This window comes from Rhizobium glycinendophyticum, from assembly GCF_006443685.1.
Classification (GTDB): domain Bacteria; phylum Pseudomonadota; class Alphaproteobacteria; order Rhizobiales; family Rhizobiaceae; genus Allorhizobium; species Allorhizobium glycinendophyticum.
In genome coordinates, this window is the sequence record NZ_VFYP01000001.1 from 2582259 (window position 1) to 2607583 (window position 25325).

Below are 25325 nucleotides of genomic sequence, written 5' to 3' on the forward strand. Positions count from 1 at the left end.
AGCCTGTGGCAATTGGTACCCGTGTGATTTCGCCTGACACGAGTGTCGCAGATTTGCGACACGGCCAATCGCCCCCCCTTCATGCCCGACAAACCTTGCTATTGCGCATCATCTGGTCTATAGGCGCCCGATCCGCGCAGACACCCTTGGAGGCAATGCGGATGGGGCCGGCAACGGTCTCCGGTCCTGGTACTCGCTGTATGCACCGCCAGGGCTCTCCAGTAACTTGAAAGGTAAAGCCATGAGCCACGCTTCTTACGAGCTCAAGGCCGTAGCACGCGAACGGGTAGGTAAGGGGTCCTCCCGCGAACTTCGCCGCAACGGTTTGATTCCCGCTGTCATCTATGGTGACAAGCAGGCCCCGATTTCGATCTCGATCAACACCAACGAGATCACCAAGCGCATCCATGCCGGCGGTTTCCTGACCACCGTTGCCGTCATCGACGTCAACGGCGAAAAGATCCGCGTTCTGCCGAAGGACTACCAGCTCGATCCGGTTCGTGACTTCACGATGCACATCGACTTCCTTCGCGTCTCGGCCAACAGCCAGGTTTCGGTCCAGGTTCCGGTTCACTTCGTCAACGAAGAGAAGTCCGCCATCAAGACCGGCGCCGTTCTCAATATCGTTCGTCACGAAGTTGAACTGCACTGCCCGGCTTCCGACATTCCGGAATTCATCACGGTTGATCTCGCTGGCCTCAAGGTCGGCGACAGCGTGCATATCTCGGCTGTCAAGCTTCCGGCTGGCGTCACACCGGTCATCGATCGCGATTTCACCATCGCCACGATCGTTGCTCCGGCCGGCGGCATGGAAGAAGAAGCTGCCGAAGCCTGATCTTCGAGACAGCGCAAAAATTGAGAACCCACCCCTGCGAAGGGGTGGGTTTTTCATTTGTTTCTCCTGAAACCACGGCAAATGTCACAGCTTTCCTTAGGCAGATTTAAACGGTTTTATGAAACCGTGCCTGCTCAATCTTTGCGCGAGGGAGCCCGTGATGATCATGCCGCACCGTCGGAACCCGGTTGAGCCGGGACCTCGATGACTCGGTCGGTCGAGAGCCGCTTCCTTGCCATTGTCGCGACCACGATCTTCATCCTGGTCGTGCCGCTCTTCGGTCTGTTCCTGTCTCTGGCCACAGACCGGGCCACGCGTGAGTTGCAGCAGAATCTCGATGTCGTCATTGCCGCCAATGCGCAGGCGCTTGCGAAGCCCCTCTGGGATTTTGACCGCGAAAGCGTCGAACAGATCACCGCCACGATCGTCTCCAATGGCATGATCAGTCGGGTCACCGTCAAAGACCTCTCGGGTGACATCGCCGTCTCCATGCCAGCGCTACCGCGTTGGCCGAAGAACGGTCTGGAGACGATCAGCCGCGAAATCTACTATCGCGCGATGGAAGGTCCGAAGCTCGTCGGCACCATCACCCTGTATTATAGCCGCATCGGCATGTTCAACTCTCTGCGCCAGGCGGAAGCGCTGCTGATCGGCATCTTCATGCTGGCTGTCATCGGCGTGGTGGGTGCCGCCATCATAGGCAACCGCGTCATGGTGATGAAGCCGCTCCTGAAGCTGACCGCCGCCATTGAGGCGACCCGCCAGCTCGGCTCGCGCCACCATGTCGACTGGCAGTCCAACGACGAAATAGGCCGCCTCGCCCGCAGCTTCAACGCCATGCAGATCAAGCTGGAGCAGGAAGAAAGCGAATTGAAGCTCGCCCATCGCCGCTCGACCGATATCTACAACACGACCCCGGCAATGCTCTTCTCGCTCGACGAGGAAGACCGGATCACCGGCGTCAGCGACTACTGGCTGGTTGCGACCGGTTACCGGCGTCACGAAATCGTCGGGCGACGCTTCATAGAACTCGTACCGCCGGCAGCACAGGACGCCTATATCGACCGCAAGAAGACCCGCTCCATCGCCGGCGTCCTGGAAGCAACAACACAGTTCGTCTGCGCCGATGGCAGCATCATGGATGTGCTGATCGCCGAGGCCCGTCGCGACCCGGAAGGCAATACCGAGGCCCTGTCCCTGAGCGTCATGACCGATGTCACCGCACTCAAGCAGTCGGAGGAGCGCAATCACCGCCAGGCGATTACCGACCACCTGACGGGGCTGTGCAATCGCCAGGGCTTCGAAAGCGCCCTTGACCTTGAGATCCGGGCGACAGATGCAGCGGCAGAAGAACTGGCCTGCATCTTCGTCGACCTCGACCGCTTCAAGTGGATCAACGACAATCTCGGCCATCAGGCCGGCGACCAGGTGCTGCGCAACTTCGTTGCCCGCATGGGCGATCTGGTCCCGCAGGGCGCGACCGCCGCCCGCCTCGGCGGCGACGAGTTCGCCATTCTCGTACGCGCATCCGCTGTCGAGCCCCTCGCCCACACGCTTGCCCGCAACCTCTGCGACATCTTCATCGACCCGATGGTGATCGACGGCACGAGCGTGCGCCTCAGCGCCAGCATCGGCATCGCCCTTTACCCGCGCCATGCCAGCAATGCCGCCGAGCTTCTGCAGAAGTCCGACATGGCGATGTACAGCAAGAAGCGCGACGGCAAGAACGGTGCCCAGCTCTATGATCCACAATTGCAGGACCACACGCGCCAGCGCGCCGAAATCGAGCACGACATCGAGGAGGGGCTCGCCAACGACTGGTTCGACGCCTTCTTCCAGCCGATCGTCGAGATCCAGAGCGGGCGCGTGATGGGTTATGAAGCGCTGATGCGCCTCGTCCATCCGCAACGTGGCATTCTGGCCCCCGCCCCGCTGATTGCAGTGGCTGAAGAAAACGGCGCTATCACCAGGCTCGGCGGTCAGGTTCTCGAAAAGGCATTGGCCAATCTCGCCCGCCTCAGCGAAGCAACCGGCGATCAAGACCTTTATCTCGCGGTCAATTTCTCGCCGCTGCAGTTCGATCCGTCCCTGCCTGTCCGCTTGGCAGCACTGACCACGGAATACGGCATCGCGCCGAGGCGCATCGTCATCGAGATCACAGAGGCGACGCTGCTGCACGACAACCCGCAGATCCTGACCATCCTCGACGAGTTCAACCGCTTCGGCTACCGCCTGGCCCTCGACGACTTCGGCACGGGTTACTCCTCGCTGAGCTACCTCAACCGCTTCCCCGTCGACATCGTCAAGATCGACCAGTCCTTCATCCGGGCGCTTGCCGACGAGAACCCGGAATTACGCCACAAGAGCCGCATGCTCGTCGAAGGCATCACCGCCATCTCCCACAAGATGGAATGCACCGTGGTGGCCGAGGGCATCGAGACGGACGAACAACGCCAGATCCTAGCCGATTTTGGCGTCGACTATGGCCAGGGCTATCTATTTGCCCGGCCCCAGGCGGTCACCACACTGATGGCCGACGCCTCCATGCAACTGGCCCGCAGCCGCAAGGTCTCGGCGGGCTGACAGCCACTGAAAGAGGGAACCGCAATGAAAGTGCTCACCATCATGCTTTCACTTGCGGCGGCCCCGGTTGCCGCCGCAGAAGCCGTTCATTTCACCACCGAGGACTACCCGCCCTATAACTTCCGCCAGGGCAGCGAGATCAAGGGGGCCGGCTATGAGCAGGTCCTGCTGATGATGAAGCAGATCGGCGTGCCCTATTCGATCGACATGATGCCCTGGGCTCGCGCCATCGCGCTCGCCGAGACCACGCCGATGCACTGCGTCTTCACCACCGCCCATATCCCGGAGCGCAACGGCCATTTCCAATGGGTGGAGCCCCTCGCCATTGGCCGCAACCTGATGGTCGGCCGAAAGGGCGGCGGCGTGAACGTCAAGAACATTGAGGAAGCCAAGGCTTTTACCGTCGGCACCCAGCGCGACGACTATACCGAGACACTGCTTAAGGAGCAGGGATTCCCGAAGATTGACCTTGCCAGCGACATCAAACTGAACCTGAAAAAGCTCGAAAGCGGCCGCATCGACCTGATGCCGCTGGACGAGCAGCATTACATCGCGCTCGAGCAGGCCGGCGAGCCCGTCGAGGTCAAGTTCGTCTTCACCGAGCAGACCTTCTCGATTGCCTGCCACCCGGACTTCCCCGAGGATCTGCGGCTGAGAATGCAGGCAGCGCTCGACGCCCTGATCGCCGACGGCACTCAGGCGAAGATCCTCGCCAGCTACGGCCTCGACAAGGCAGAACTGCCGGAAGTGGCGGCCAACCCTTGACATCGGCCCCGTTTCGCGGTGGGAAAACCCGAGACTATAAACGGGACACACGATGATCATCCTGGCAGGACTCGGCAATCCCGGGTCGACCTATGTGCGCAACCGCCACAATATCGGCTTCATGGCCGTGGACGCGATCAAGGCGCGCCACGGCTTTTCGCCCTGGGCGAAGAAGTTCAAGGCCGAGATTTCCGAAGGCACGATCGCCGGTGAAAAGGTGCTGCTGATCAAGCCGCAGACCTTCATGAACCTGTCCGGCGAAAGCGTCGGCGAGGCCATGCGCTTCTACAAGCTCGGCCCCGAAGCGATCACCGCCATCTATGACGAGCTCGACTTGCTACCCGGCAAGGCGCGCATCAAGACCGGCGGCGGCCATGGCGGCCACAACGGGATCAAGTCGCTCGACGCCCATTGCGGCCAGAATTACCGCCGCTTGCGCCTCGGCATCGGCCATCCCGGCGACAAGTCCCGCGTCCAGGGCCATGTGCTCGGCGACTTCGGCAAGCTCGACGCCGAATGGCTGGATCCCCTCCTCGAAGCCCTCGCCGACAATGCCGACATGCTGGTGAGAGGCGAGGATTCCCAGCTCCTCAACAAGCTGGCGCTCGCCACCGGCTCAAAGCCGGAAGAGGACAAACCCGCCAAGGCGCCCAAGCCCGCAAAACCCACCGGCCAGTCCCACATCCGCCAGGCCCGGGGCAACATGCAGCAGCCGAAGAAGCTGCCGGAAACGGGGCCGATGGCGGACATGCTGAAGAAGCTGTTTGGGCCGAAGGGGGATTGAGGGACCTGATGGACCGCCGATACTGTCGAGCAATGCGCGACGGTCTCAGCGACGAACCAACAGTCCCTCGGCGAGGGCCCGGAACGCCTCCTTCGCCCGAGGCAGGACCCGCTCGGGTTCGGCGCTGGCGGCGACCCACATCGCCGCATTGAGGGCCGCACCGCTGATCAGCCGCGCCGCGGCCTCGGCATCGACCGGCTTGAGCACGCCTTCCGCCATCAGGCCTTCCACCGCCTCACGGGTTACCTTCAGGCAGGAATTCTGGCTGGGCCAGCCCGAGGGGTCGCCGAGCACTGCGGGCCCGTCGAGCAGCACGATCCTCTGCACCTCCGGGTCGAGCGCCATGTCGATATAGGCCGCCCCTTCGGAGAGGAGCGCATCAAACCCCTCGCCCGCCGCCGCACCCGACGCCTTGGCACGGGCGGCCATTTCGGTGTCGATCTGCTCGACGACCGCTGCGAACAGTCCGCGCTTGTCGCCGAAATTGTGATAGAGCGCACCACGCGTCAGCCCCGCCTCTGCCGTCAGGGCATCCATGGACGCCGCCGCATAGCCCTTCTCCGCAAAGGCCCTGCGCGCCGCAGCCAGCAGACGGGCGCGGTTTTCCTCCATGCTTTCGGCTCTTGTACGCTTCAACAGCGGCTCCTAATTTCACATACATTGCGTATCTGGATTTGACATACGAAGCGTATGCGACTAATCCTACATACGCAACGTATATGAAATCATTGCAAATCAGCCAAGCGGCATTTCACCGACCCGGTCACCGGGCCGAACGATGCAGCACGCCCGAAAGGATATCCATGACCAAGCCAGAAGCAGTCTTTCCGGCAAACCGCCACGCCCTCTACGAAGCGCACGGCTACTCCGCAGCGATCCGCTCAGGCGACCTCCTCTTCGTCTCCGGCCAGGTCGGCAGCCGCCCGGACGGCACACCCGAACCGGACTTCGAAACCCAGGTTCGCCGCGCCTTCGCCAATCTCGAAGCGACGCTCACTGCCGCCGGCTGCAGCTTCGCCGATCTCGTCGACGTCACCAGTTTCCACACGGACCCGGAAAACCAGTTCGGGACGATCATGAAAGTGAAGGCCGAGATCTTCCCCGCCCCGCCCTATCCGAACTGGACGGCAGTCGGCGTCAACTGGCTCGCTGGCTTCGACTTCGAGATCAAGGTGATCGCGCGAATTCCGCCGGCATCCTGAGCGGCACATCGCCCGCCGCGTCAAGCAGCAGGACGCGGCACCCGCGTTCTCACTCCTCCGGCTCCGCCGTGAACAACAGCGGCATGCCCGCCTCCTTGGCAAGGTCCATCGCCTCGGTCACCTTCGTCTCGGCAATCTCCCGCGTGCAGACCACCACCACCGCCGAACCGAACTTGTGCGCGGTCATCATCACGCGGTTGCCGGTTTCCTCGCTCATCCGGAACACCACCCTCAGGACGATCGTCACGAATTCGCGCGGTGTATAATCGTCATTGTGCAGCATGACCTTGTAGAGCCGTGGCTTCTCCACCTTCGGCTTTGTTTCGGTCTTCGGCGTCAGCACCGTATCCTTCGCCATGGTGTTCCTTCCGGTTCTTGAGGCCGCATCAAGGGCCGTAACACTTGACCATGCCCCTCCTATACCCCATAGGCGTGGGCAACGAAAATCCATCCCGAGCAGGTATAGAGAGCCATGGGCTTCAAATGCGGTATCGTCGGGCTGCCGAATGTCGGCAAGTCCACTCTTTTCAACGCCCTGACCAAGACGGCGGCAGCCCAGGCGGCGAACTATCCCTTCTGCACGATCGAGCCGAACACCGGTGAAGTGGCCGTTCCCGATCCGCGCATGAAGAAGCTGGCCGACATCGCCGGCTCCAAGGAAATCATCCCGACCCGCATCTCCTTCGTCGATATCGCCGGCCTCGTGCGCGGCGCCTCGAAGGGCGAAGGCCTCGGCAACAAGTTCTTGGCAAACATCCGCGAAGTCGATGCCGTCGTCCACGTGCTGCGCTGCTTCGAAGACGATGACATCACCCATGTCGAAGGCAAGATCGACCCGGTCGGCGACGCCGACACGATCGAGACCGAGCTGATGCTCGCCGACCTCGAAAGCCTGGAACGCCGCGTCGAGCAGACCCGCAAGCGCGCCACCAGCAAGGACAAGGATTCGGTCGCCCAGCTGCCGATCATGGAGCAGGTGGTCAAGCTCTTGCAGGACGGCAAGCCCGCCCGCCTGCTGCTGAAGACGCTCGCCCCGGAAGAAATCGAGATCCTTAAAGGTCTGAACCTTTTGACCTCGCATCCGGTCCTCTATGTCTGCAACGTCGCCGAAGGTGACGCCGCGACCGGCAACAAGCACACCGAAGCCGTCGCCAAGATGGCCGCCGAACAGGGTGCGGAATGCGTCATCATCTCGGCGGCCATCGAAGCCGAAGTTGCCCAGCTGCCGGAAGAGGAAGCGACCGAATTCCTCTCGGCCCTCGGCCTCGACGAAGCCGGCCTCGACCGCCTGATCCGCGCCGGTTATCACCTGCTCGATCTCATCACCTATTTCACCGTAGGCCCGAAGGAATGCCGCGCCTGGACCATCGTCCGCGGCACCAAGGCCCCTGCCGCCGCCGGCGTCATCCACACGGATTTCGAACGCGGCTTCATCCGCGCCTTCACCATCTCCTATGACGACTACATCGCCTACAAGGGCGAAGTCGGTGCCAAGGAAGCCGGCAAGGGCCGCGACGAAGGCAAGGAATATGTCGTGCATGACGGTGACGTCATACACTTCCGCTTCAACACCTGATCGCGTTTACTCCGTTCCGACACAACCTGCCATCGCGCGATTCGGGACCGAGAATGACACTGAAATCCATGATCCGAATGACGGTCGCCCTCACGGCGGCCGTTTTCCCTTGGACGGCGAGTGCCGAGACCTCCGGGGAAGCGGCCGCGGCCGCCGTCAAGCAGAAGATCGATGCCATCTTTCCGCTGAAGGGCAATCTCGCCACTCTCTTCACCGCAGAACCATCCGGCAACGGCGTTGATCTGGTTTTCGACGCGCCTCTGCTCCTCGAAGTCTTCAAAGGCTTCGGTGTGACCGCCGAAGGCGCAACACCCTTCAAAGCCCATCTCATGCCTCAGCCCGATGGCACCTACACCTTTGACCAGCAGGAGAAGATCGCCATCAAGGGCAGCTTTCCGCTGGCAGACAAGAAGGCGACCTTCGACCTGCGCGCCGCCTCGGTCAAAGGCACCGGCATTGCCGATCCGGAGCTGCGCTATTTCAAGTCGATGGACACGGAAATCACCAATTTCTGGATCGACTATCGCACGCCGGACGTCTCCAGTCTGCGCACGATCGATCGCATGACGGTCTCGCAGCAGACGAGCAATGTCGCCAATGGCCGGATGGACCTTGTGTCGAAGACCGTCGAACTGGGGCGCCGGGATCTCGGAACCGCCGACGGCATGTCGGTGGAACGCACCGAGACGACGACCCGGATCAGGAGCATGCCCTACCGCGCGGTCCAGGATCTGCTCAGCGACTGGCTGGTTCAGGCCCAGCAGGGCAAGGCGCCGGCAGCGATCGCGACGAGCCTGCGCGAGGACATCCGCCTGCTGATGCCGATCGGCACTGAAGTCGCCATGCAGGGCCGCATGGAAAAGGCGCAGTTTCGCCAGAACACCGCGAATTTCGGCCTGAACAATGTGGACTACGACGTCGTCTGGAAGGACCTGACCGGTCCCTCCTCGATCGACCTCCAGCTCAACCTGAACGGCATCGATACCGCAGGCCAGCTGCCGCCGAGCTACGAACAGCTCGTTCCCGATACGATCACGCTCGACGCGACGATCGGCACATTCGATGTCCAGAACGCCTGGCGCTACTATTTCAGCACCGTCGACTTCTCCGAAATGTCGAGGCTCAACACCTACCAGCAGGATCTCGTGACCGGTTATCTGCTGCCCGAAGACAAGATCGCGACGAAGATCGAAGGATTGACGGTGGAATCGCCGCTCTACAGCGCCCGCCTGTTCGGATCGATGAGCTACGACATGCGCAAGGCGCAGCCGCTGATCGAACTGCGCGTCATCACGCCCAGCCTCGATCCCCTGATCGCGCATTTCCAGGACCGCGCCAAGGTCGATCCACAAATGGGTCAGGCCGCCTTCTTCGCCCTGATGGCCAAGGGCTTCGCCGGCAAGGCGGGCAACGGCTCCCTCTATTGGGACCTCGCCATGAAGGAAGACGGCCGTTTCACCATCAACGGCCGCGACTTCACCCCACCCCGGGCCACGCCCTAGGTCGAGATACACCATGGACCCGTGGCGAAACTCCCTCTAAGGATTTTGAGGGCTGAACCAGACAGGGATGCGGGATGCAGGAAGACAAGCTGCACTACGAAGACTTCACGCTGGGCCGAAGCTTCGCGCTCGGTCCACGTCTGGTGACTGCTGAAGAGATCGTCGAATTCGCCGGGGAATTCGATCCCCAACCCATGCATCTCTCCGAAGAGGCCGGCAAAGCGAGCATTCTCGGCGGCCTCTCCGCTTCCGGCTGGCATACCTCGAGCCTCTTCATGCGCCTGATGATCGACGCCTATGTGCTCAAAGCCGCGTCCGAAGGCGCACCCGGCATCGAATTCATGCAATGGCGCAAGCCCGTGCTCGCCGGCGACACGCTGTCGGGTCGCTCCGTCGTGGAAGAGGCCCGCCTCATGCGCTCCCGCCCCCATCTCGGCATCGTCACCTTCGGTCATGAATTGCAAAACCAGCGCGGCGAAACCGTGCTGAAAGCCCGCAACGCCGTGATGGTCCGCCGCCGCGAGATGACGGAGATTTCCGCATGAGGATGCTCGACCTCTACACGGCCGGCACCCGCCTCGAACTCGGCAGCGTCACCTTCACCGCGGATGACATCGTCCGCTTCGCCGAGAAATTCGATCCACAGCCCTTCCACGTCGATGCCGAAGCGGCGAAGTCTTACGTCTTCGGTGCGCTCTGCGCCTCGGGCTGGCATACCTGCGCCAACTGGATGAAGAGCTTCATCGCCTTCTGGGGCCACGAGACGAAGCGCCTGACGGCGGACGGCATCGCCCCGCCCAAACTCGGCCCTTCGCCCGGATTTTCGGATCTGCAATGGCTGAAGCCCGTCTATGCCGGCGACACCATCACCTACTTCATGACCCCGCTCGAAAGCCGCATCGTTCAGGGCCGCCACCGTTACATCCTGAACTCCGCCCTTTCCGAAGGAGTCAATCAGCACGGCGAAGCGGTGCTCCGCTTCAAGAGCAACCTGATCGAATTTTTCCCCGACGAGGAGCAAGCACCATGAGCGTGCACGATTTCACCATGACCGCCATCGACGGCACCGCGCGCAGCCTGAAGGACTATGCCGGCAAGGTGCTATTGATCGTCAACACCGCGAGCGCCTGCGGCCTCACCCCGCAATACGAAGGCCTGGAAGCTCTCTACAAGGCGAACCCTGACCTTGTCGTGCTCGGCTTCCCCTGCAACCAGTTCGGCGCCCAGGAGCCCGGCACGGAGAAGGAAATCGCTCTCTTCTGCGAGACGCAGTTCGCCGTCACCTTTCCGCTCTTTTCGAAGATCGAGGTCAATGGCGAAGGCACCCACCCGCTTTATGCCTACCTGAAATCGGAAACGCCGGGCGCCGAACGGGGCGCCGAGATCGGCTGGAACTTCGCCAAGTTTCTCGTCGGTCGGAACGGACGGCCGATCGCCCGCTATTCGCCGCGCACGGCACCCGCCGATATCGAGGCGGACATCGGCGCTGCGCTGAGCCACTGACCCGCCATGACCGGCTTCCGCTTCCATGCGACACCGCTCAACGGCCTGGAAGCGGTCTCGGCCTCCAGCGCCCATGTCTTTGCCAAGCATACGCATGACACCTATGGCATCGGTTTTCTCTCCGCCGGTGGCCAGATCTCGGCCTCCGGGCGCGGCCAGGTGGAGGCAGAAGCCGGACAGCTGATCACCGTCAACCCGGGTGAAGTGCATGACGGCGCCCCGCTCGGCCGCACGGCCCGCAGCTGGCACATGCTCTACATCACGCCGGATCTCGTGGCGGAATGCCTGTCAGACCTCGTCTCCACCGCGACGGACCTGGAATTCCAGTTTCCCGTCTTCGCCGATCCGGCGATCCGCGCCCTGCTCTCGTCCCTCCATGACCAGCTGGGGCACGAGGATGCTTCAGCCGATGCGCAGACCTTCCGGGAAGCGCTCGTCCTGCTCCTCGGCAAAACCCTCACCCGTCGCACGGCGCCGCCGCTCCCCCTGCCGGACTCGATCCGCCGTATTCGGCAGCGCCTGGACGCCGATCCTGCCGACGCCGCAGATCTGCAGGCTCTCGCCCACGACGCCGGCCTCAGTCGCTTCCAGCTGATCCGCACCTTCCTGCGCCACACCGGCCTGACACCGCATGCCTATCACATGCAGCGCCGCGCCCTTCTCAGCCGCCGGCTGCTCGCTGAAGGCCTGGCCCCGGCCGAAGTGGCCGCCGCCTGCGGCTATGTCGACCAGAGCCACATGCACCGCGAATTCCGCCGGCGCTTCGGCCTCACGCCCGGCGCCTATCGCAGCGCCCGGCCGAGCCGCAATTTCATACAAGACCGAAACGCCTGAGATCCCCATGCTCTCCCGCACACCACGCAGGAGAAATGCATGACCCTCGACTTCCTACTGACAACTCTGATCATCGTCGCGACACCGGGCACCGGTGCGCTCTACACGCTCGCCGCAGCACTCGGCGGCGGACGGCGCGACGCCCTGGTCGCGGCTTTCGGCTGCACGCTCGGCATCATCCCGCACATGCTCGCCGCAGCCCTCGGCCTCGCAGCCCTCGTCGCCGCCGAGCCACGCCTGTTCGAACTGATCCGCTATGCCGGCATCGCCTATCTCGTCTGGATGGCCATCGGCCTCTGGAAGAGCGGTCCGGCAGGGGGGCCGCAAGCAGAGCCCCACCAGCATGCGTGGAAGATCATCCGCAAGGCCGTGTTGATCAATCTTCTGAACCCGAAACTATCGCTCTTCTTCCTGGCCTTCCTACCGCAATTCGTCGATCCGGCGGATCCCGCACCGCTGACGACCATGGCGGGCCTGAGCCTCGTCTTCATGGGCGTGACATCAGTGGTCTTCGCAGTCTATGGCCTGGCCGCCGCCGCCATGCGCCATGGCCTCGTCGAGCGGCCGCACCGGATGCGGATCGTCAATCGGCTCCTTTCAGCCGGCTTCCTGGCAATGGCGGGAAAACTGGCGCTGGCGCAGCGCTGACGCCGGCCGAAAGGGTCGACCGGACCCCGATGCCCGGTCGTGGTGAGGGGCTCAGTGCCCCTCGAATTCCACCAGCGTGCGCACCTCGACACCGAGCGCTTCCAGCTTCTTGCGCCCGCCGAGTTCCGGCAGGTCGATGACGAAGCAGGCGGAGACGACGTCCGCCCCGATCTGGCGGAGCAGTTGGACGGCGCCGACGGCCGTCCCCCCGGTCGCGATCAGGTCGTCGACCAGGATCACCTTTTCGCCCGGCTTCACCGCATCCATGTGAATTTCCATTTCGTCTACGCCGTATTCCAGGCTGTAGGCGATCCGCACCGTCTCGTGCGGCAGCTTGCCCTTCTTGCGGATCGGCACGAACCCGGCCGACAGCTGGTGCGCGACGGCACCCCCAAGGATGAAGCCACGCGCCTCCATGCCGGCGATCTTGTCGATCTTCAGGCCTGCATAAGGCTGCACCAACTCGTCGATCGCCCGCCGGAACGCCCGCGCATCGCCGAGCAGCGTGGTGATGTCGCGAAAGATGATCCCCGGCTTCGGATAGTCGGGAATGGAGCGGATCGCGTCAGCTAGGTCAGAAGAAATCTTGGTCATTGAGTTTCCGGATATCGGGGAAAGAGAGGTTGCTCGGACCATACCAAGTTCGGCAGGCCCTCCCAACAAAAAAGGCGGCCCGAAGACCGCCTTTTCCGAAACTGGACCGATCGTACGCGATCAGTGTTCCTTGTTCGCATAGACCGACTTCTTCGTCAGGTAGATCAGCGCCGTGAAGATGGCGAGGAAAACCATGACCATGAAGCCCATGCGCTTGCGCTCTTCCAGATGCGGCTCGGCGGCCCACATCAGGAAGGCGGCAACGTCCTGCGCGTACTGGTCGAGCGTCTCGGGTGTGCCGTCGTCATAGGTGACCTGGCCGTCCGAAAGCGGCGGAGCCATCGCGAGAGCGGCAGCGCTCACGAAGTACGGGTTGAAATGCGTGCCCTCGGCAACGGTGACACCTTCCGGCGGCTCCTGGTAGCCGGTCAACAGCGCGTGGATATAGTCCGGACCGCCCTGCTGGTACTGCGTGAAGATGTCGAAGACGAACTGCGGGAAGCCGCGGGTCACGCCGCGCGCCTTGGCGATCAGCGAGAAGTCCGGCGGAGCAGCACCGTTGTTGGCGGCAGCCGCTGCTTCCTTGTTCGGGAACGGCGACGGGAAGTAGTCGGACGGCACGGCCTTGCGGGTATACATTTCGCCGTCGGCGTTCGGGCCGTCCTGGACTTCGTATTCGCCGGCGAATGCCTTCACCTGTTCTTCCGAATAGCCGAGGTCTTCCAGCGTGCGGAAGGACACCAGCTTCATCGAATGGCAGGCCGAACAGACTTCCTTGTAGATCTTCAGGCCGCGCTGCAGCTGGCCCTTGTCATAGTGACCGAAGGGACCGCCAAAGCTCCAGTCGATTTCCTTCGGCTTGAGGATCGGGTAGTGCCCGCTCTTGGCGGCATGTTCAACCGCATGTTCGAGGGCCGACCCCTCTTCTGCGGCCGAGGCCAGGCCGGCAAAGCCGGCCATCGAAGCGATGAGCGCGATGCTCGTGAGAAGCTTCTTCATTGTTCTTGTTTCCCTCTCTCGCGCTATCAGGCTTGGACAGCAGCAGACTTGCCGCTCTTTTCGAGAACCGCTTCGGTGATCGAGTTCGGGATGCGCTTCGGCGTCTCGAACAGGCCGAGCAGCGGCATGATCACGAGGAAGAACCCGAAGTAGTAGGCGGTGCCGAGCTGCGAGTAACCAACATAGTTTCCGACGAATTCGCCGCGGAACAGCAGGCCGAACAGACCCGTACCTTCCGCCGGCATGGCGCCTAGCCAGCCGAGGATGATCGAGTTGATCACGAACAGCCAGAAGAACAGCTTGTACCAGGGGCGGTAGACGGCCGAACGGACCTTCGAGGTATCGAGCCAGGGCAGGAAGAACAGGACGATGATCGCACCGAACATCACGAGAACGCCGCCGAGCTTCGAGTCGATCGGGCCGACATTGAAGGTGATGGCGCGCAGCATGGCGTAGAAGGGCAGGAAGTACCATTCCGGAACGATGTGAGCCGGCGTCTTCAGCGCGTCAGCCGGGATGTAGTTGTCCGGATGGCCGAGATAGTTCGGCATGTAGAAGACGAACCAGGCGAAGACCAGCAGGAAGACCGACAGGCCGAGTGCGTCCTTGAGGGTCGCATAGGGCGTGAAGGCGACGGTATCGGTCTTGGACTTGACCTCGACACCCGTCGGATTGGTCTGGCCGGTGACGTGCAGAGCCCAAATGTGCAGGATGACGACGCCAGCGATCATGAAGGGCAGCAGGTAGTGCAGCGCAAAGAAGCGGTTCAGCGTCGGATTGTCGACGGCAAAGCCGCCGAGCAGGAACTGCTGGATCCACTCACCGACCCACGGGAAGGCGGTGAAGAAGCCGGTGATGACGGTCGCGCCCCAGAAGGACATCTGACCCCAGGGCAGAACATAGCCCATGAACGCCGTCGCCATCATCAGCAGGAAGATGACCACGCCGAGGATCCAGAGGATTTCGCGCGGTGCCTTGTAGGAGCCGTAATAGAGACCACGGGCAATGTGCAGATAGACGGCGATGAAGAAGAACGAGGCGCCGTTGGCATGCATGTAGCGCAGAAGCCAACCATGATTGACGTCGCGCATGATCTTTTCGACGGAGTTGAAGGCGACCGTCGTTTCAGCGGCATAATGCATGGCCAGCACGACGCCGGTCAGGATCTGCACGATGAGCATCACCGACAGCATGGCGCCGAAGGTGTAGGCATAGTTCAGGTTGCGGGGAACCGGATAGGCGACAAAGCTGTCATAGACCAGGCGCGGCAACGGAAGGCGCGCGTCGACCCACTTTTCAATGCCGGTGGACGGCTGGTAACTGGAATGGCCACTCATCTTGTCTTATCCCCTCAGCCGATCTTGATCACAGTATCGGAAACGAAGCCATAGGTCGGCACAGCAAGGTTCGCAGGCGCGGGGCCTTTGCGGATACGACCGGCCGTATCGTAGTGCGAACCGTGGCAGGGACAGAACCAGCCACCGAAATCGCCGGACTGACCAAGCGGCACGCAACCGAGATGGGTGCAGGAACCGATCATGACGATCCAGTTTTCCTTGCCCTCGCCGGCAGAGCGCGCAACGTCCGTTGCTTCAGCCGTCGGATCGATATTGGCGTTGCGGGCGACCGGGTCCTTGAGGTCGGCGAGTGCCACGGCCTTGCCTTCTTCAACTTCCTTGTCGGTGCGGTTGCGAATGAACACGGGCTTACCGCGCCACTTGACCGTCAGCGACATGCCGGGCTCGAGCGCCGATACGTCCACTTCGATCGAAGCGAGCGCGAGCGTCGAGGCATCCGGGCGCATCTGGTCGATGAAGGGCCAGGCGACCGAAACCGCGCCAACCGCGCCGGCCATGCCGGTCACCATGTAGAGAAAATCGCGGCGCGTAGGCTCGCCCGCGTGTTCAGTCGTCGTCTCGTGTTCGCTCACGGTCACTTTTTCCTCTTCGCAATCCTGCGACAAACCGCATTTGCCCCCGCAGCGGGAATCACAGTTCGGCCATGTCATGGCCACAGATTCCCCGCCAGATTGGCGCGTTCTAAGCTCGATATTCCGATCTGTCCAGTCTTCCACCCAAGGGGAGCCACTATGTCGCGGAATAAATTGGCTTTGTCCCCATGCGGCTTATAGCCACGCGTCATTGCGGACTGGGCGCTCTCGCCCATAGCGGTCGGCACAGGCCGTCCGGCTGGCAATCGTCAAGCAAATGGCCTCAGCGAGACCCTTTGCGCAGGAAGCGGCCGCGGCGAGGCATCCGGCCCTCAATAAATCCGCCCCAGGCGCGACCTCAGGTCACTGGTTCGGCGGTTCTGGTATCGAGAAAACCGCCCGACTGACGGGCCCAGAGTTCGGCATAGAGGCCACCGAGAGCCACCAGATCGCCATGCGTGCCTTGCTCGATGATCCGCCCCTTTTCCATGACGACGAGCCGGTCGAGTGCTGCGATCGTCGACAGCCGGTGGGCGATGGCAAGCACCGTCTTGCCCTGCATGAGGCGGTCGAGGTTGGACTGGATCGCCGCCTCCACTTCCGAGTCAAGCGCCGAGGTCGCCTCGTCGAGCACGAGGATCGGTGCGTCCTTCAGCATGACGCGGGCAATTGCGATCCGCTGGCGCTGGCCACCCGAGAGTTTCACGCCCCGTTCCCCGACATGGGCATCGAAGCCCTTGCGTCCGCGCTGGTCTTCCACCCGCTGGATGAAATCGAGCGCCTCCGCCCGTTCGGCCGCCTTGATCAGCCGCTCTTCCCCGGCGTCTTCGCGGCCGCAAAGAATGTTGTCGCGGATCGAGCGATGCAGGAGCGCTGTATCCTGGGTCACCATGCCGATCTGTGAGCGCAGGCTCTCCTGGGTGACCTTGGAGATGTCTTGGCCGTCGATCAGGATCCGTCCCCCTTCGAGGTCGTAGAAACGCAGGAGCAGGTTGACGAGCGTTGACTTGCCCGCCCCTGACCGCCCGACAATGCCGACCTTCTCGCCCGGCTCGATATGGAGCGTCAGATTGTCGATGACGCCCTTCTTCCGTCCATAGTGGAAGGTGACGTCATCGAAGCGGATGCCCGGCGACCGAACCTCAAGCTTTGTCGCGTTGGGCGCATCTGTGAGCCCGATCGGCTTTGCCACCAGTTCCGCCGAATTCTGGATCGTGCCGATATTGCGCATGATGCTGTTGAGCTGTGTCATCATTCGCCCAAGCAGCATGTTGAGCCGAAGCACGAGCCCGAGCGTGAAGGCGACGCCACCGGCGGTCACGGCACCGGCAAACCAAAGATCGACGGAGAGCAGCGCGACCATCAGGATCATCACGCCCGAAAGAATGGCAAGCGACGACCGCACCCCTGTCAGCAACCTGGCGAAGGGCCTGAGCGTATCCTGGAAGCGGTCGAAGCCGGCGCGGATGTAATGATCGTTCTGCCGCTCACGACCGAACAGCTTCAGTGTCTGGATGTTCGAATAGCTGTCCACCAGCCGGCCGTTCAACATAGAGGCAGCCTCCGCCGTCTCCTTGGCGTGCTTGCGGATCTTCGGTACGAAATAGCGCGCAAGAGCCAGGAAGATCCCGACCCAGCTCCCGATGATCGCCGCCAGGCGCCAGTCGAGCTGGGCGACCAACGCCATGGTCGAGACGGTGTAGATCACCATGAACCAGACGACCTGCAGAAGCGAGGTCAGGAGATCGCCCGTGGATTGCCCCGCCGACCAGACCTTGGTGACGATGCGGCCGGCAAAATCATTCTGGAAGAAGGATAGCGACTGCCGGCTCACATGCACATGCGCCTGCCAGCGCACCATATTGAAGAAGTTGAGCACGATCACCTGCTCTTCGACCAGCGCTCCGATTGTCACGACGACGAAGCGGCCGAGAAGCACGATCAGCGCCATGGCGAGCAACTCCAACCCGTGCGCTGCTATCAAACCCTCCCATCCGGCCGCCTTTGGTACGGTATCCAGAAGATCGACCAATCGCCCGACGAACCAGAAGAGGCCCGCCTCCAGCATGGCCACCGCCCCGCCAAACAGCGCCATCAGGAAGAACGCCATCTTCGCCTGGCGCACGTAAAACCAGACAAAGGCGAAGGTCTTCTCCGGCGGCCTCAGGTCATCCGAGCGCGCGAAGGGATCCAGCCAGTTTTCGAAGAGACGTGCGATTGCTTGGAACATGCCATGCGATATAGGCGGTTTCGCCTTGATGGCAAAGCAAATGGCGGGAGCGCGGAATTACAAATTGTTCACGCTGAGACCAATGCTGCGGCGGTTTGCGGGCATAACGTGACGTCTCAGCGCAGCCGTCGTCCATAGAGCGCTTCATAGCGCCGCGCCATGCCGGGGTCGGCCGCGACTTCGCTGAAGATCGGCAGCGCGCTCTCCGTCAGTTCCGCCCGCTGCAGTGATTGCCGGGCCGTTCCGTAAAGCTGCGCCGCAAGCACCGGTCGGTGTGTACGTGCGCATCCGAAGTGGCAGGCCATCTTCGGTAGGCTTTTCACCGAGCGGCGGGCAATACCCTCGGCATTGGCGACCACCCGCGATATCCTCTCGCCAAGTTGGGCAAGATAAGTCTCGCTGGTCGCCCCGATCAGCAGACCGAGTTCGTCCGGTCCTGTCCAATAGGCCGTATCGTCCTTGCCGATCAGGCGATGCGAGAACCGCCCAAGCGTGTTCTTGATGTAGTCGCCAACCTTGGAAAGACCGGCACGCTCCAGCGGTTCGAGACCTTCAACCCTGCAGAGAAGCAGGCTCAACCCCTGATCCGAAAGCCCGCCGGCAATCATCTCCTGGATACGATCTTCAAGTGCCTGATACCCGCCAAGTCCGAAGGTCAGTTGCGCAGTCAGATGTTCCTGACCCGGCGCCTCCACGGCAGTCGGCATCAGTTGGTCCCGGACGCGTTGCAGCGCCTCCAGGCACTGGCCGACCTGATCATTGACGCTGGAGAGAAGATCATGCCTCTCGGTTCCGGCTTCGTCCTGAGCAATGAGCGTCCCTGCCTCCAGCGCTTTGCGCAGTTCTCCAAGCGTCGAGAGTGCATTCAAAGTGCTGACCTTCAGCTGGTCGAGCGCGGGCGATGCCACCAGATAGCAGCTCGCGAGTGCGGTCAGATCGCTCTGCCGGACCGGCTTCGGCAATTTGACGAATGCCTCGCGCAATTCAGTCCGCCCCTCGGCCAGGACCTCGAAGATCAGCTGGAAATTCGCCGGCGTGATCGCAAGACGCTGGTTGCTGAGAAAGCCGAGCACTCTTCGGCCGATCGCATCGGCCTGGTTGCTTGGCAGGATGTGACGGTCGGTCGCTGTCGGCATGGAATGCACCTCCATGGGTGTTCCTGTGAAAGAAGGCTACACCCGGGAGCAGAATCAAACCTTGTCGAAATCACTAAAAAGCCGAAGACACAGCCGTAAGCCTATCTCAGCGGGAAAAACGTGTCAGATAAATCCCGAGAAGGATCAAGGCGACACCAGCAGGCTGGCCGACATGAAATTCCGCCGTGCCACGCAGATAATCGATCAGGAGGCCTGTGATCATCTGCCCGCCGATGATCAGCAGCCCGGAACGGGCAGCTCCGAGGCGCGGAAAGACGTAAGAGCTGATCGCAACGAAGAAGGCGCCGATGATGCCGCCGAAAAAGTAGAAGGCCGGCGTCTCCGCGAGCAGCGGCAGCCCGACCCGGTGGATGAAGAGGATGTAGAGGCTGAGGAGCAGGAAGCCGATCGCATGGTTCCACACCGAGGCAACGAACGGGCCTTGCGTCATCGTCAGCCGGCCATTGATAGACCGGCTCATGCCGACGGCCGCGCCTCCCAGAAGCGCAATTGCGACAGCGCCGATCATTCAGGCCCCCTTGGAGAAGATGAGAAGCGCGCTTCCGCCGATCACACAAGCCGCAGACAGGAAATCGAACCGGTTCAGCCCGCGTTTCGGCGTTCCGAACAGGCCGAACTGATCCGAAAGAAGGCCAAACAGGATCTGCCCGACCAGAAGCAGCGACAGACCGCCCGCCAGCGCCAGTTCCGAATTGACCGCGATCGAACTCAGCGCCACGGCAAAGGCACCGGGCGCTCCGCCGAGATAGGTCCAGAGCGGAGTCTTCCCGACCGCCCCGATCCGCCCGGTCCTGCGACCGATCGCCAGATTGGCCATCAGCAGCACGAAGGCAGCGACGGCGCCCACGCCATGCACCACCCAGGAGGCGGTAAACGGCGTGGTATGGGCGGCAAGCCCACTGTTTATGGTCACCATGGTTGCCAGCAAGACCCCGGCGAGAACCGCCCAGAGCCAGTCCACATGTTTCAGCATATCATTTCGCGGAAAGGGTCCCGCGGCTCCGTGATCAAAGGCCACCGCATAGCCGCCGAGAGGGAGGAAGGACAAGCCAATTCGACGGATGGACCAGTCAATCATTCAAATTATGGGTCGTGGATTGAGCTGGAGCCTTTGCATGACCAGCCGAAACGTGGACGGCCGAGCATCCGAGATACACGCCGGCGAGACTTCACCTGTCACCCGGACTGGTAGCAGAAAATCAAACGGAAATGGGGGCACGAATGCCCCCCATCTTGATCATGCTGACGGAGAACAAGAGCCTGAACTGCTCTCAGAACTCCGACCATTCGGCAGCCGGTGCGGCATTGCCTCGGAAAGCATTGGCGACCTTGCGGCCGAGCGCGCGGGCCGGCGACACTTGCGGCTGGCTGGTTGGCATGGCTGGAGCAAGCCGCGCCGTCTGGTACGGACCAGCCTCCTCCGTCCGGAACTGCGCCATCAACTGAAGCAAAGTGGCAGCCTGTTGTGCCAAGCCATGGCTTGCCGCCGTCGACTGCTCCACCATGGCGGCATTCTTCTGCGTGCCCTGGTCCATCTGGTTGACCGCCATGTTTATTTCTTGCAGACCCGTTGCCTGTTCCCGCGCCGAGGTGACGATGGCAGCAACGTTCTGGTTGATCTCCTGGACCTCGCGAACGATGGTTTCCAGCGCCCGGCCCGTCTCATCGACCAGCGCCACGCCATTGCGAACCTGCTCGCCCGAGGCGTTGATCAGCCCCTTGATCTCCTTGGCCGCACTCGCAGACCGCTGCGCAAGCTCGCGCACCTCCTGCGCCACGACCGCAAAGCCCTTTCCGGCTTCCCCTGCACGCGCGGCTTCCACACCGGCATTCAACGCCAGGAGGTTGGTCTGGAACGCGATTTCATCGATCACGCCGATGATGTTCGAGATCTCGGACGACGACTTCTCGATCTGCTGCATCGCGGCGACGGCGCGGCGGACGATCTCCCCGGAATGCTCGGCGCCTTCGCGGGTGCGGCCAACCAGCTGACCCGCCTCTTCGGCGCGGATCGAGGAATCCTTCACCGCCGTCGTCACCTGTTCGAGCGCCGCAGCCGTCTCCTCGACGGAAGCCGCCTGCTGTTCGGTACGCTTGGAAAGGTCATCGGCAGCTGCCAGCATTTCGCTGGCACCGGCATCGATGGCGCGCGCATTCTCGTTGACGGCCAGCATCGCCTCGCGCAGGCGGGCAACCGACTGGTTGAAGTTGACGCGCAGTGCATCGAGATGCTCGGTAAAGCGGGCGTCGATCGACACGGCCAGATCGCCCTCCGACAAGCGCTGCAAGCCACCACCAAGCTGCTCGACGGCAAACTGCACGTCGGCGACTTCCCGCGCCTTCTGTTCCTCGCGTGCCAGCCGCTCGGTCTCGGAGAGCGAGCGGTTCTCCTCGGCCTGGCGTTCGAGCTCGACACGTTCGATCGCGTTGGCTCGGAAGACGGCAACGGCTGCCGCCATCTCGCCGATTTCGTCGCGGCGGCTACCGAAGGGGATTTCCGAACCCGTATCGCCGGACGCGAGGCCGCGCATGGCATCCGTGATCGTCGATATCGGACGCACCACGCGGTAGAGACTGACGGCAGCCGCGGCGAGCGCCATCAATGCGGCGCAGATCACGGCCGCGACGGACAGCTGGAAGGCCGTCTGTGCCGAACCCTCACTCTCGACTCGGACGGTCGCAGCAACGTCACGATTGACCTTGATGATCTCCTCAAGCGCCGCACCGGCTTCGCCGCCGATCGGCACCATCTTGGCTATCGTGTCCTTGGCTTGGTAGATCTTCGAGGTCAGCGCCTGCTCAATGAAACTCTGACCGAGCGCCTGATACTGCGCCACCTTGTCCTTGAACACGTCAAAATGCTGGCGAACCGTCGGCAGCACGATCATCGTGTCAAAGCTCTGGATGGAAGCATCGAGCTTCTCGCTTGCTGCATTGGCAGCATCCACCAGTTTCCGCTTCTCGCCGGCATTGCTGGAATTGAGGATCATGAGGTTCAGACGGCGAACTTCGCCGAGCTGCGTCTCGATCGCAGCGATCTGAATGGACCGCTCCATGCGACCACCCAGTTCGCCGATCTGGTCGCTCATGCCGTTTACCGAATGGATGGCAATACTGCCCTGGACCAGCGAGACGATGACCATGAGGCCGAAGAGGAGCGGCAAGAGGGTTTTAATCTTGAGTTTTTTCACGACTGAAATCCGCGCTTGAAACAGGAACCGGAATCACAACGACCCCGGCCTCTCCGTGACAGCCCGGCTCTGAACAAAACCTTACTCGGCCGGGGGCACTTCTTGCCTTCCTCCTTGCAGCCAGTCTCTCATGAAAAACAAATGCCTAAGAGAAAAGGGGCATTTCTGCCCCCATTCATTGTCCCGGACCGTCGTGCAAGGCGGCGGATCACTCCGCCGCCTCCTCCGATGCCTCGTCCAGCGCCTTGGCCGCCTCTTCTGCGCGCAGCGTCTTCGCCTGCTCTTCGTCCGGATCGGTCTGGTCCGGCAAGAAGCCGCCGGACTGGCGGTTCCAGAGGTCGGCATAGATGCCGCCGGTCTGGACCAATTGCTGATGCGTGCCTTCTTCCACGATCCGGCCCTTGTCGAGCACGATCAGCCGGTCCATCTGCGTCAAAGTGGAGAGCCGGTGGGCGATCGCGATCACGGTCTTGTCCTCGATCAGCTTGAACAGGCTTTCCTGGATCGCGGCCTCGACTTCCGAGTCGAGCGCAGACGTTGCCTCGTCCAGGATCAGGATCGGCGCGTCCTTGAGAAAGACGCGGGCAATCGCGATCCGCTGCCTTTGGCCACCGGAGAGCTTCACCCCGCGCTCGCCGACATGGGCGTCAAGACCAACGCGGCCCTGCTGGTCGGCAAGTGCCTGGATGAAGTCCCAGGCATTGGCCCGCTTCGCCGCCTCGATCACCTCGGCATCGCTGGCATCCGGCCGACCATAGGCGATGTTCTCGCGGATCGAACGGTGCAGCAGAGACGTGTCCTGGGTAACGACGCCAACAAGCGCGCGAAGACTGTCCTGGCTCACCTGCGAGATATCCTGCCCATCGATCAGGATTTTTCCCTTCTCGATATCGTAGAAGCGCAGGAGCAGGTTCATCAGCGTCGTCTTGCCGGCACCCGAGCGCCCGACGAGACCGACCTTCTCACCAGCCTTGATCGTCAGCGAGAAGCCTTCGATGACGCCCTTCTGCTTGCCATAGTGGAAGCGTACGCCGTCATAGACGATCTCCCCCCTCGGCGCGGCAAGCGCCTTGGCCTGTGGCTCATCGACGATGTCATGCGGCTTGGTCATCATGCCCATGCCGTCATAGACAGTGCCTATGTTCTCAAAGAGGGCCGCGACTTCCCACATGATCCATTGCGACATCCCGTTGATCCGCATGGAAAGCCCGATCGCAACCGCAATCGCCCCGACCGTGACATTGCCGTTCAGCCAGAACCAGATGCCGAGGCCAGCGACTGCGAACTGCACAATGGCATTGTTGATGTCGACGCAGATGTTGAGCAGCGAAATCTGCCGCATCTGCCGGTGCACCGTGCCAAGGAAGGCATCCATGCCTTCCCGTGCATAGGTCTCCTCGCGCCCGGCATGCGAGAACAACTTAACCGTGCCGATATTGGTATAGCTGTCGACGATCCGCCCCGTCATCATCGAGCGGGCATCGGCCTGCTCGCTCGACAACCGGCGAAGCTTCGGAATGAAATTGCGCAGGATGAGCGCATAAACGATCAGCCAGACCACCAGCGGGACGCCGAGTCGCCAGTCGACGGAAGCGACCAGCGCCAGCATCGAGACGAAAAAGGTGACAGCGTAGATGAAGACGTCGATGATCTTCATCACGCTTTCCCGGATCGACAGCGCCGTCTGCATGACCTTGGTTGAGACCCGGCCAGCAAACTCGTTGGCGAAGAAGGTCATCGAATGCCTGAGCAGGAAGCGATGCATCTGCCAGCGTGCGATCATCGGGAAATTGCCGGCCAGCACCTGATGCATCGTGACGGTATGAACGACACCGATGGCCGGCAGACCGATCAACAGCAGTGCCGCCATACCGATCAGCGTATGCCCTTCCGTCTGCAGGAAGGTCGCCCGATCGGCATTAGACAGCCAGTCGACGATGTTGCCGAGGAACTGGTAGAGAAACACTTCCGCAACCGCAATCAGCCCCGAGCACAAGCCCAGCAGCAGAAGCCACGGCCAGGCCGGTTTTGTATAGTGCCAGCAGAATGCGACGAGCCCCTTCGGCGGCAGGGTGGGTTCGCCCTCCGGATAGGCATTCAGGCGGTTTTCAAACCACGAGAACATGGGAATGACTCCAGCAATTGAAGCGCAGACAGACCCCGTTTGCAGGCGTCGCAAATGCGCAGAAATCTCAATGATTGAGGCCGGTTACGGCCGCAGGATGAATCTGTTTGAGAAATGGGGCGAAAGGTTCGCCGTCACGCCGCCATAAAAAGCTGTCGCGGCCGGGGCAGCATACCGAATTGATCCATCGAAGGCCCTCCCGCTTGCGTGTTGAACAGGCCCCTCTTCTATCTCCGACCTGTTCCAATTTCCAGCCGTGCCGCGAACGGGCGAGACATTCGGTCGCAACTGTTGCTCCGGCACCACAGCCGTTACCTCCACGTCCAGACGCTCCCAGCGGGGGCCGCACCCTTGAGCCGTCGCATCGCCTGCCGTAAGAACGGCGCCATGACCGACCTGCGCATAGCCCTCTACCAGCCCGACATTCCCGGCAATACCGGCACCATCCTCAGGCTTGCCGCCTGCCTCGCCTTGACCGTCGACATCATCGAGCCGGCCGGCTTCGTGCTGTCCGACAAGAACCTGAAGCGCGCCGGCATGGATTATCTCGCCAGCGCCGTCATGGTGCGCCACATCAACTGGGAGCACTTCAACGCGTGGCGCCGTGAGCAAGGCCGCCGCCTTGTGCTTGCCTCCACCCGAGCAGCAATTCCCTACACGCGCTTCGATTATCAGCCTGATGACATCCTGCTGTTCGGCCGCGAAAGTGCCGGCGTGCCTGACCATGTCCACGACATGGCGGATGCCCGCGTCATCATTCCCATGGTCGAGGGCCAGCGTTCGATCAACGTCGCCATGTCCGCCGCCATGATCACGGGCGAAGCCCTGCGTCAGACCAATGTCGCATCCTGAAGTGCCGTAAACAGG

At 62.0% G+C, this 25325-nt stretch carries 25 protein-coding genes; 13 read left to right on the plus strand and 12 right to left on the minus strand.

Translation table 11 applies throughout. The features are described from left to right. Positions 1-241 precede the first annotated feature (241 nt). The 4 genes from FJQ55_RS12625 to pth all read left to right on the plus strand — a co-directional run bounded on the left by FJQ55_RS12625 (position 242) and on the right by pth (position 4967). Entirely contained in the window at positions 242-835 is a 594-nt protein-coding gene (locus FJQ55_RS12625) for a 50S ribosomal protein L25/general stress protein Ctc (protein WP_062279284.1), read from the plus strand. 204 nt (positions 836-1039) lie between these two features. After that, positions 1040-3418: an EAL domain-containing protein gene (locus FJQ55_RS12630; RefSeq protein WP_140828343.1), complete on the plus strand. Its 2379-nt coding sequence runs from the start codon at positions 1040-1042 to the stop codon at positions 3416-3418. A 24-nt stretch (positions 3419-3442) separates the two neighbouring features. Then, positions 3443-4183, plus strand: coding sequence for a substrate-binding periplasmic protein (locus tag FJQ55_RS12635; RefSeq protein ID WP_140828344.1), 741 nt, complete (start codon positions 3443-3445; stop codon positions 4181-4183). 52 nt (positions 4184-4235) lie between these two features. Further along, positions 4236-4967, plus strand: a complete 732-nt coding sequence (gene pth, locus FJQ55_RS12640; protein WP_140828345.1) for an aminoacyl-tRNA hydrolase — start codon at positions 4236-4238, stop codon at positions 4965-4967. A gap of 45 nt (positions 4968-5012) precedes the next feature. On the opposite strand, the gene FJQ55_RS12645 is transcribed toward pth, so the two are convergent. Further along, positions 5013-5579 (minus strand): TetR/AcrR family transcriptional regulator, encoded by a 567-nt coding sequence (locus FJQ55_RS12645; RefSeq protein ID WP_208758211.1) that lies wholly within the window; start codon positions 5577-5579, stop codon positions 5013-5015. A gap of 191 nt (positions 5580-5770) precedes the next feature. Between FJQ55_RS12645 and FJQ55_RS12650 the strand changes: the two genes are divergently transcribed. Further along, positions 5771-6169: a RidA family protein gene (locus tag FJQ55_RS12650; protein ID WP_140828347.1), complete on the plus strand. Its 399-nt coding sequence runs from the start codon at positions 5771-5773 to the stop codon at positions 6167-6169. A gap of 49 nt (positions 6170-6218) precedes the next feature. Here the strand turns inward: FJQ55_RS12650 and clpS are convergent, their stop codons facing one another. Next, positions 6219-6527, minus strand: a complete 309-nt coding sequence (clpS, locus tag FJQ55_RS12655; protein WP_140828349.1) for an ATP-dependent Clp protease adapter ClpS — start codon at positions 6525-6527, stop codon at positions 6219-6221. 114 nt (positions 6528-6641) lie between these two features. On the opposite strand from clpS, the gene ychF reads away from it, so the two are divergent. The 7 genes from ychF (at position 6642) to FJQ55_RS12690 (ending at position 12232) form a co-directional block, all read left to right on the plus strand. Beyond that, positions 6642-7745 carry a redox-regulated ATPase YchF gene (gene ychF / locus FJQ55_RS12660; protein WP_140828350.1) on the plus strand — a complete coding sequence of 368 codons (1104 nt, stop codon included), beginning with the start codon at positions 6642-6644 and terminating at the stop codon, positions 7743-7745. 53 nt (positions 7746-7798) lie between these two features. Then, a complete protein-coding gene (locus FJQ55_RS12665; protein ID WP_140828351.1) occupies positions 7799-9247 on the plus strand; it encodes a hypothetical protein in 1449 nt (482 codons plus the stop codon). Between the two features lie 74 nt (positions 9248-9321). Then, on the plus strand, positions 9322-9792 hold the full coding sequence (locus FJQ55_RS12670) for a MaoC family dehydratase (RefSeq protein WP_140828353.1): 471 nt from the start codon (positions 9322-9324) through the stop codon (positions 9790-9792). Further along, the gene (locus FJQ55_RS12675; protein ID WP_140828354.1) at positions 9789-10277 is read left to right on the plus strand and encodes a MaoC family dehydratase; all 489 of its coding nucleotides are present in this window, start codon (positions 9789-9791) and stop codon (positions 10275-10277) included. The genes FJQ55_RS12670 and FJQ55_RS12675 overlap by 4 nt, the downstream gene beginning before the upstream one ends. Beyond that, the gene (locus tag FJQ55_RS12680; protein WP_140828356.1) at positions 10274-10750 is read left to right on the plus strand and encodes a glutathione peroxidase; all 477 of its coding nucleotides are present in this window, start codon (positions 10274-10276) and stop codon (positions 10748-10750) included. Before FJQ55_RS12675 ends, FJQ55_RS12680 begins: the two co-directional genes overlap by 4 nt. Before the next feature lie 6 nt (positions 10751-10756). Beyond that, complete coding sequence (locus FJQ55_RS12685) at positions 10757-11584, plus strand: AraC family transcriptional regulator (protein WP_140828357.1); 828 nt, start codon at positions 10757-10759, stop codon at positions 11582-11584. A gap of 39 nt (positions 11585-11623) precedes the next feature. After that, complete coding sequence (locus FJQ55_RS12690) at positions 11624-12232, plus strand: LysE family translocator (RefSeq protein WP_140828359.1); 609 nt, start codon at positions 11624-11626, stop codon at positions 12230-12232. 51 nt (positions 12233-12283) lie between these two features. Here the strand turns inward: FJQ55_RS12690 and FJQ55_RS12695 are convergent, their stop codons facing one another. The 10 genes from FJQ55_RS12695 to FJQ55_RS12740 form a co-directional block, all read right to left on the minus strand. Beyond that, positions 12284-12826 (minus strand): adenine phosphoribosyltransferase, encoded by a 543-nt coding sequence (locus tag FJQ55_RS12695; RefSeq protein WP_140828361.1) that lies wholly within the window; start codon positions 12824-12826, stop codon positions 12284-12286. A gap of 120 nt (positions 12827-12946) precedes the next feature. Then, entirely contained in the window at positions 12947-13825 is an 879-nt protein-coding gene (locus FJQ55_RS12700; RefSeq protein ID WP_140828363.1) for a cytochrome c1, read from the minus strand. Positions 13826-13851: 26 nt separating this feature from the next. Beyond that, positions 13852-15162 (minus strand): cytochrome b, encoded by a 1311-nt coding sequence (locus tag FJQ55_RS12705; RefSeq protein WP_140828365.1) that lies wholly within the window; start codon positions 15160-15162, stop codon positions 13852-13854. A gap of 14 nt (positions 15163-15176) precedes the next feature. After that, positions 15177-15755 carry a ubiquinol-cytochrome c reductase iron-sulfur subunit gene (gene petA, locus FJQ55_RS12710; protein ID WP_062281250.1) on the minus strand — a complete coding sequence of 193 codons (579 nt, stop codon included), beginning with the start codon at positions 15753-15755 and terminating at the stop codon, positions 15177-15179. A 358-nt stretch (positions 15756-16113) separates the two neighbouring features. Continuing rightward, positions 16114-17985: an ABC transporter ATP-binding protein gene (locus tag FJQ55_RS12715; protein ID WP_140828367.1), complete on the minus strand. Its 1872-nt coding sequence runs from the start codon at positions 17983-17985 to the stop codon at positions 16114-16116. A 116-nt stretch (positions 17986-18101) separates the two neighbouring features. Then, positions 18102-19121, minus strand: coding sequence for a nucleotidyl cyclase domain-containing protein (locus FJQ55_RS12720; protein ID WP_140828370.1), 1020 nt, complete (start codon positions 19119-19121; stop codon positions 18102-18104). A 106-nt stretch (positions 19122-19227) separates the two neighbouring features. Then, positions 19228-19650: a DMT family transporter gene (locus tag FJQ55_RS12725; protein ID WP_140828372.1), complete on the minus strand. Its 423-nt coding sequence runs from the start codon at positions 19648-19650 to the stop codon at positions 19228-19230. After that, the gene (locus FJQ55_RS12730) at positions 19651-20115 is read right to left on the minus strand and encodes a DMT family transporter (RefSeq protein ID WP_140828374.1); all 465 of its coding nucleotides are present in this window, start codon (positions 20113-20115) and stop codon (positions 19651-19653) included. It abuts the gene before it with no gap. Between the two features lie 298 nt (positions 20116-20413). Then, a complete protein-coding gene (locus tag FJQ55_RS12735; RefSeq protein ID WP_140828376.1) occupies positions 20414-22333 on the minus strand; it encodes a HAMP domain-containing methyl-accepting chemotaxis protein in 1920 nt (639 codons plus the stop codon). 208 nt (positions 22334-22541) lie between these two features. Further along, the gene (locus FJQ55_RS12740) at positions 22542-24458 is read right to left on the minus strand and encodes an ABC transporter ATP-binding protein (RefSeq protein ID WP_246085092.1); all 1917 of its coding nucleotides are present in this window, start codon (positions 24456-24458) and stop codon (positions 22542-22544) included. 387 nt (positions 24459-24845) lie between these two features. Here FJQ55_RS12740 and FJQ55_RS12745 point away from each other — a divergent pair, with 387 nt between their 5' ends. Continuing rightward, positions 24846-25310: a tRNA (cytidine(34)-2'-O)-methyltransferase gene (locus FJQ55_RS12745; RefSeq protein WP_140829279.1), complete on the plus strand. Its 465-nt coding sequence runs from the start codon at positions 24846-24848 to the stop codon at positions 25308-25310. The last annotated feature ends 15 nt before the right edge of the window (positions 25311-25325 follow it).

Coding starts and splice junctions, on each gene's coding strand:
- FJQ55_RS12625 (WP_062279284.1), top strand. CDS start 242: ATGAGCCACGCTTCTTACGAGCTCAAGGCCGTAGCACGCGAACGGGTA.
- FJQ55_RS12630 (WP_140828343.1), top strand. CDS start 1,040: ATGACTCGGTCGGTCGAGAGCCGCTTCCTTGCCATTGTCGCGACCACG.
- FJQ55_RS12635 (WP_140828344.1), top strand. CDS start 3,443: ATGAAAGTGCTCACCATCATGCTTTCACTTGCGGCGGCCCCGGTTGCC.
- pth (WP_140828345.1), top strand. CDS start 4,236: ATGATCATCCTGGCAGGACTCGGCAATCCCGGGTCGACCTATGTGCGC.
- FJQ55_RS12645 (WP_208758211.1), bottom strand. CDS start 5,579: ATGGAGGAAAACCGCGCCCGTCTGCTGGCTGCGGCGCGCAGGGCCTTT.
- FJQ55_RS12650 (WP_140828347.1), top strand. CDS start 5,771: ATGACCAAGCCAGAAGCAGTCTTTCCGGCAAACCGCCACGCCCTCTAC.
- clpS (WP_140828349.1), bottom strand. CDS start 6,527: ATGGCGAAGGATACGGTGCTGACGCCGAAGACCGAAACAAAGCCGAAG.
- ychF (WP_140828350.1), top strand. CDS start 6,642: ATGGGCTTCAAATGCGGTATCGTCGGGCTGCCGAATGTCGGCAAGTCC.
- FJQ55_RS12665 (WP_140828351.1), top strand. CDS start 7,799: ATGACACTGAAATCCATGATCCGAATGACGGTCGCCCTCACGGCGGCC.
- FJQ55_RS12670 (WP_140828353.1), top strand. CDS start 9,322: ATGCAGGAAGACAAGCTGCACTACGAAGACTTCACGCTGGGCCGAAGC.
- FJQ55_RS12675 (WP_140828354.1), top strand. CDS start 9,789: ATGAGGATGCTCGACCTCTACACGGCCGGCACCCGCCTCGAACTCGGC.
- FJQ55_RS12680 (WP_140828356.1), top strand. CDS start 10,274: ATGAGCGTGCACGATTTCACCATGACCGCCATCGACGGCACCGCGCGC.
- FJQ55_RS12685 (WP_140828357.1), top strand. CDS start 10,757: ATGACCGGCTTCCGCTTCCATGCGACACCGCTCAACGGCCTGGAAGCG.
- FJQ55_RS12690 (WP_140828359.1), top strand. CDS start 11,624: ATGACCCTCGACTTCCTACTGACAACTCTGATCATCGTCGCGACACCG.
- FJQ55_RS12695 (WP_140828361.1), bottom strand. CDS start 12,826: ATGACCAAGATTTCTTCTGACCTAGCTGACGCGATCCGCTCCATTCCC.
- FJQ55_RS12700 (WP_140828363.1), bottom strand. CDS start 13,825: ATGAAGAAGCTTCTCACGAGCATCGCGCTCATCGCTTCGATGGCCGGC.
- FJQ55_RS12705 (WP_140828365.1), bottom strand. CDS start 15,162: ATGAGTGGCCATTCCAGTTACCAGCCGTCCACCGGCATTGAAAAGTGG.
- FJQ55_RS12715 (WP_140828367.1), bottom strand. CDS start 17,985: ATGTTCCAAGCAATCGCACGTCTCTTCGAAAACTGGCTGGATCCCTTC.
- FJQ55_RS12720 (WP_140828370.1), bottom strand. CDS start 19,121: ATGCCGACAGCGACCGACCGTCACATCCTGCCAAGCAACCAGGCCGAT.
- FJQ55_RS12725 (WP_140828372.1), bottom strand. CDS start 19,650: ATGATCGGCGCTGTCGCAATTGCGCTTCTGGGAGGCGCGGCCGTCGGC.
- FJQ55_RS12730 (WP_140828374.1), bottom strand. CDS start 20,115: ATGCTGAAACATGTGGACTGGCTCTGGGCGGTTCTCGCCGGGGTCTTG.
- FJQ55_RS12740 (WP_246085092.1), bottom strand. CDS start 24,458: ATGTTCTCGTGGTTTGAAAACCGCCTGAATGCCTATCCGGAGGGCGAA.
- FJQ55_RS12745 (WP_140829279.1), top strand. CDS start 24,846: ATGACCGACCTGCGCATAGCCCTCTACCAGCCCGACATTCCCGGCAAT.